This is a genomic window from Geobacter sp. OR-1, assembly GCF_000813145.1.
Lineage (GTDB): Bacteria > Desulfobacterota > Desulfuromonadia > Geobacterales > DSM-12255 > Geoanaerobacter.
The window spans coordinates 1-6,781 of the sequence record NZ_BAZF01000040.1 but is presented as its reverse complement, the minus strand read 5'-3'; the positions used below and the strand labels follow the sequence as shown (position 1 = coordinate 6,781).

At 63.7% G+C, this 6,781-nt stretch carries 2 protein-coding genes; both read right to left on the bottom strand.

What is annotated here, in order from left to right:
* Positions 1 to 4,057: type I polyketide synthase (locus tag OR1_RS20205; RefSeq protein ID WP_041974894.1), on the bottom strand; the 4,057-nt coding region annotated here is incomplete at its 3' end.
* Positions 4,054 to 6,781 (bottom strand): SDR family NAD(P)-dependent oxidoreductase (locus tag OR1_RS20200; RefSeq protein WP_041974892.1); only part of this gene is annotated, 2,728 nt, incomplete at its 5' end. The genes OR1_RS20200 and OR1_RS20205, both read right to left, overlap by 4 nt.

The window sequence follows — 6,781 nt, the reverse complement described above, 5'->3', positions numbered from 1 at the left end:
AGGCCGAGCGCGCCAGGTGCGGCCGCCCCTCAAGTATCCTGCTGATCATCCTGCTGCAGGACCCACCCGGCCCCATCTCCAGGAACAGCCGGACTCCATCGTCATAGGCCGAATTGATCACAGCGGGGAAGTCGATCCCTTCGACCGCCTGGCTGAGGATCGCGCCGGCGGCACTCTCTCGGGTGATATCGTAGGCAGCACCCTTGGCGCCGCTGTAATAGGTGACCCCGGGCGGCGGGGTGACGTTGAAAAGGTGCAGGTCATGGTATGGCTGGGCGACTTCGGCGGCCACCTCGCAATGGACCGTGGTGACACCGGCCAGGGGATGGAAACGGCAGCCGAGCATGGCGACCATCCGTTTGACCCCTTTGGCGTCGCCGCCGATGACGCATTCATCCGGGGTGTTGACGATCAGCAGGTAGACATGAGCCGTGGTCCGGAGGGCGTGGCGCACCTCCCGTGCGGTTGCTTCCACCACGCCGATGCTCCAGCTAACCTCCTTTGAGTCGGGGAGCCCCCAGGCGCGTTTTGCCGCCCGGCACTCTCCGGCAAGATCATGGGTGAACAGGGTGGAGCCGTTCATCCGGGAGAGCATCAGGTCCCGCTCTTTCCAGGCGCGAAGGGCAAAGAGCCCGGCCGATTCTCCGAGGCTGTAGCCGATGACCGCCTGCGGCTCGACGCCGAAACTCCGGACAATATCGCTCACTGCGCAGCCGGTGGCGACCTGGCCGAAAATAACCGCCTTGTGGTCGCTGTTCAGTTCTTCAAGGGTGGCGCCGTTCCAGAACAGCTCGGGCCGGAACTGGTCCCTGAGCCGCTGATTCTCACCATCCTGTCGCCGGAATACTGCAGGCCAGCGGGCGGAGAGTTCCATCCCCATCCCCGGAAAATGGTTGCCAGAGCCGGGGAAGACAAAGGCGATCCTGGCGTCCCGGCCTAGAGGCTTGGCCGAGTGAAACAGCCGGTCTCTCAATGCGGGATGGGAGGGAATGGCTTGAGTCCCGGAAGAGATGCTGCCGATGCCGAGATCGACCAGGGCGGTAAGCTCTTCCAGGTTTCTGACCACCAGGGCGGTCGCCAATGGCTTTTCGCTCCGGTCGGCCAGCCGCTCGTGCCATTCGAGCGCCAGTGACGCAAGCCCGGGATCACCGGACTCATGGCCGCGGCGCTGCAATAGTTCCAGTTCCTGCCGGAGTTCCGCACCGTTGTCTCCGGCGCAGGCAAACAGGTATTCGTTCAGTTGACCGACCGGGGCAATCCGTTCCTGGCCGGCATATTTGGGAAGCTTGTCCCTTCCCTCGACAATCAGGTGGCAGCAGCCGCCATCAACGCCGAACGACGAGATACCGGCCCGGCGTGGACCTTCTGCCCGGTTCCTGAGCCAGTATCTCGGAGATCCCGGGAGAACCAACTGGCGGATCGCTGCAATTTCCGGCGCCGGTGTCTCCACACCGCGGCAGCCGGGGATGATCTCCTGGTAAACGGCCAGGCAACCCCTGACAAAGGAAGCCATTCCGGATGCGGCGCCGCAGTGGCCGATCTCACCCTTGACCGCTGCTATGGAGCGGCTGCGGTGATCATTCGGTGCGGCAGCGAAAAGTGTGGCAAGGGCCTTGGCCTCCATCCGGTCTTCGGCCGGATGACCGCTCGCAGCGGCCTCCAGGTGGTCAACCCTCAGCCGTGGCACCCCGGTATCACGGGATGCCGCTTCCACGGCACGGCAATAGGCATCGGAACCGGGGAGAAGCGTAGTGCCGCCGGCTGAGCCGATGCCGCGGATTACCGCATAGATCCGGTCGCCGTCCCGCTCGGCATCTTCTACCCTTTTCAGGACGACTGCGGCGGCCCCTTCGCCAATGATGCTGCCATCGGCCTGGGCATCGAAAGGCATTCCCCGTCCCGAGCGCGACAGCGGCCGCACCGCATGATGCCCGAGCACAGCGCGGATGTCCCCGGCCAGATCCACGGCACCGACAAGTGCCCGGTCGATCTCCCCGTTCTGCAACAGCCGGACTGCGGTTTGCAGACTGCTTATCCCGGAGTTCTCCTCGCTGGAGATTGTGAAACTCGGTCCACCGGCGCGGAACTCCCTGGCAATGCGGCTGGCGACAACGCTCCCCAGCGCCCCCATGGTTCGGTTGGCCGTCAGCGGCGGACCGGCGGCATCGCGCAGCTGAGCAGTCCACTGCCGGAAATCCTCGGGAGAAAGGGTATTGGCGCTGCTGACTCCCCATGAGGCGGCCCTCGCCGCCAGGGACCAGCGCCAGCTGAAATTGGTACTGTTAAGGTCAAGGGCGATCCCGATCATGACCGCCATCTTAAGGTTGTTGTCCCGGTCGAGTCCGGCGTCGGCCATGGCTGCGGCGGCAGACTGCAGCATGAGCAGCTGCTGGGGAAGCATCTCCTCCATCTCTTTCGGCGGAATCCGGAACTGCTCGGTGGGTATCCGGATATCGCCCAGATAGAATCCGCTGAAAGGGGTACTCTCAAACCCCTCGTTCCGGAACCACTCGGTCTTTTCAGCTCCCCACCAGTTGGCGGGAGCTGTAGGCTGCTCCTGGCCGTTGCTGCCGAGAACCCGTTCCTGCCAGCTGCGGAGCGTTGTCCAGGGGCCGAAGCGCGCATCCATCCCGACCACGGCGACCAGCGGACGCTTCTTTTCGGCGAGGGCAATGTTCGGCGCTGTACTGCTCGGTGCCGGCCCGGCTCCCAGCCACTCCTCAACCAGCAGATGAGCATTGATGCCGCCGAATCCGAAGGCGCTGACTGCCGCTCGTCTTGGTACCCCTTCTTTCCTGCGATTCCAGGGGGAAGATTCCTTCAGGACCGTGAACGGAATCTTTTCCAGCTCCATGCCCGGTTGCGGGGCATGGAATCCGGCTGTTGGCGGGAGAGTTTCGTTGCGGAACGCCAGCAGAACCTTGGTGAGGGCAGCAGCGCCGGCAGCGGTAAGCAGATGGCCGATGTTGGATTTGACCGAACCGATAACGCACCGGCCTTGCGCATCGGCGCCGCTCCAGAGTTCGCGCAGGCTGGCCACTTCGGTGGCGTCGCCGACCGGGGTGCCGGTGGCATGGCACTCGACCAGGTCCACATCCGCAGCGGTCCAGCCGGCGGCATCATAGGCGGCACGCATCGCCCGGAGCTGCCCCTCGGACATCGGCGCAAGCAGGCTGCCGCCAACATCGTTAGCGAGCCCCACGGCGCGGATGATCCCGTAAATATGGTCCCCATGGGCTACGGCATCTTCGGTCCGTTTGAGCAGGAAGATCCCGGCGCCTTCACCGACCACCAGTCCGTCGCCGAGAGCATCGAAGGGTGAGCAGACCCCTCGTTTGGAAAGGGCGCGCAGCTGGGAAAAACCCATCTGGGTATAGAGCGGGTCGGGGCGGGAGATGCCGCCGGTGAGCATCGCGTCGGCGCGTCCGCTCAGAAGTTCGTCCATGGCGAGTTTGACGGCGTAGAGGGATGAAGCGCAGGCTGCATCGAGGGTGAAGCTGCCGCCGCCGAGACCGAGGGCATGGGCGAGCATCCCGGCCGGGAGGCCGGCGACGTAACGGTTGAGTGGGTCGGTGGCAACGATGTCGGAGTCTCTGCCGAGCAGCGCTTCTTCATAACTCTGGCCGAGCCATTGGCGGGTCAGTAGCGCCGATTTCTCGCTCGGCAGCGCCAGATTGCCGATGATCACGCCGATGCGGGACCGGTTGAGCGGTGCTGTTACTCCGTCGTCAAATGCGCGTTTGCCGACATGGATCAGCAGGTGGAACAGTGGGTCGAGATCGGCCAGGAGCGCACTGTCGAGCTCAAGGCCATCAAGCTCGGAGAGCGGCGGGATCTCTTCTATGAAGCAGCCGGTGCGGGAATAGACATGATCAGGTTTGCCGACCTCCGGGTCAAAGGCTTCGGCGCTGGGAATCTGCCAGCGCCCCTCCGGCACTTCACGGGCAGCGCTCCTGGCGTTACTGATGTTTTCCCAGAAACGGTCGAGATCGGGGGCATCCGGGAATATCCCGCCGATCCCGACAATTGCGACTGACTGACCCGGTGCTCTTTTCATGCCGCCCCGAGCCGGTGGAGCTGGTTACGCTGGAATGCCTTCTGCAACGACGGGTCGATGACGCATTCATAACCCTCCATCCGGGCGATCAGCTTGCCGGTCTGGCGGTCCAGGAATTCAATGTCAGCAGAGGCGGAATGTTCGTGGGCCTCGGTGACGCGGATCATGACATGGGCGCCGTCGCGCGGGAAGGCCTCACTGAACTGGCGGTATCTGCCGGCAAAGGTGGGCAGGGAACCGGCGCCGGTGCGGTCAAAACTCCAGAGGATCATCATCTGGAACGCGCAGTCAAGAACCAGCGGGTCGGTAAGCCAGCTGCTCCTGAGCGGCCGGCTGATCCAGCTGGCCGGAAGCGGCGCACCCTTTACAATGGCCGAGATCCCCTTGGAGGAACAGCATTCGACCTCCTCGATCCCGTGCAGGTCGGGACCGTGGAAGAGGCGGTCCTTGTCGTAGATGACGCCGTTGTGAGGGGTGAACGGGGTGGATGGGAGCTCCGCAATGGAACGGATCCCTTCGGGAAGCCGCGTTGCCAGCACGATCTCGGCCCGGGCATGGAGCTGGTCATGGCTGTCGGCCGAGCCGCTGTGCAGCTCAATCGGCACAATATGGGACGAGTCCTTCTTTTCGGCCTTGCCGGCCAGTATCCTGAGCGTGAGAGGGGAGGAACCGTCGAAGGTCACCCCTTTGCAGATCCGGAGATCGTTGAAGCCGTGGAACCTGAGGCCGGGATTCCCGTGCAGCGCGCCGTGGGCGAGCCACTCGACTATTACCGCCATCGGCAGTACCGCTTTGCCGTCGATTACATGGGATTTGAGGAACGGATGGCTGTCGATTCCAAGGGTGATGGCCAGGGCTTCGGAAAACGGCTTTACCCGTTGCTGGACCGGCTTGGGCTGGGGAACGGAATGGTCCCCGGCCAGCGCTACGACCTCAACCGGAGCATCAGCGGCGCCGATCTCCCTGAGCAGGAGTTCGCTCCCCTCCTGGAGGCCGATCAAGGCTATCCCTTCGTCGCTGAACACCTTTTTCAGCGATTGTGTAACCATGCCGCCGTCCCAGGGACCCCAGTTGATGCAGACCGTCCGGCATCCGGGCCGGCGGCGGGACTCAACCTGTGCCAGCTTGTTAAGCACCTCGTTGGCAACCGCGTAATCGACCTGGCCGGTGCGGCCGAAGCGGCCGGTGGTGGAGCCGAAGAGGGCGATGAACCTGAGGTCGTCCTTGGTTGTTGCGTCCAGAAGCGCCCGCAGCCCGGCCACCTTGGTCGAATAGACCTGGGAAAATTGCTCCCGGGTCTTGTCGGTGATCAGCCGGTCCGCCAGTACTCCGGCCCCGTGAACAATCCCTCTGATCTTGCCGTAGCGGTGACGGATTTCATCGAGAAACGCCGTTACCTCGCCCTGATCCCTGATATCCAGAGAGCGGTAGGAGGCAGTGGCACCGGTTGCCTCGATCTGGGCGATGGTCTGTTTCAATTCCCTGACGGCGATGATCGAGCGGAACCGCTCTTCGACCTCCTTGGGAAAAAGCTTTTCTCCGGCGTGCTTGAGAATTGCCCGCTTTATACCGGCTTCGTCTTTGAGCGGCGCCAGCCATTCCGGTTCTGCCGAAGGCTCCGGGCTCCTGCCGAGGAGGACCAGATGCGGCCGATACTCCTTGGCCAGCGCGATTGCCGCCGCCGCGGTCACGCCGCGTCCGCCGCCGGTAATCACAACCACCTCTCCCTTCTGCACCGGCGGATTCTTGGCAGGGGTCGGCAGCGGCAGTTCGGTTAGGGTCAGGGTTATCCGCCCTTTCGAGGTCAGTCCGACCTCGACCGGTCCGGACGAGAAGATCTCGTTGGCAACAGCGCCGGCAGCCGCAGCCTCGTTCGAGAAGTTGCCGATGTCTATCGACCGGCACGATACTTCCGGCCACTCCCGGGATGCGGTCTTGGACAATCCGGCCAGCCCTCCGGAAAGCGGATCGGTGAGGGTCATGCCAGCCCCGCAGCCGAATTTGCCGTCCAGGCGTGAGACAGTGGCAAAGACCGCACCACCGGCCGAACCGGCACGCCGGAGCGGGGTGGCTGCCCTCCTGAGCAGGAGAAACGATTCTTCGATGAACTGGTCGCTTGTTCCTGTCGAAGGGGCGCAGATCACCAGGCCGGCAATGTCGGCATCAGGGAGGCTGTCGACGGCATCGCCGGGAGTGATGGTCCTGACTGCATAACCCCGGCTTCTCAGGTTAGAGGCCAGTTCGCGCGAAAACTGCGATCCGGTGTCGGTGATCCAGAACTCGCCGCCGGCGAGATCGAGTTTATCCGCAGCAGGCTGGAGCGGAACCGGGACAATGGCGCTCCGGTTCACTACCGATGCCTTGGCAGTGACTGCCGGTGGCTCCGGCAACAGGGCCGTTTCGGTTGTTGGGGCGCTGCTTGCTGCGCCCTGTATTGCAGGGATTGATGAGGGCGCATCAAGCGGCGCCCCTATGGATGCACCGGCATTGAGGAAGGCAACGATCTCGCCGAGGGTATGGAGGGTGCCGAGCTGTTCCGGGCCGATAACCGGGGCTCCGGGGAGCCGTTCCTGCAGGGTGGAGAGGATCTCGACCCGCTTGATGGAGTCGATGCCGAGATCGGAATCAAGCCCCATCTCCAGGGCCAGCATCTCAACCGGATAACCGGTCTTCTCGCTCACCACTGCCAGCAGGGTCGCAGCGACGTCGGTTGCAGGGGCGCTG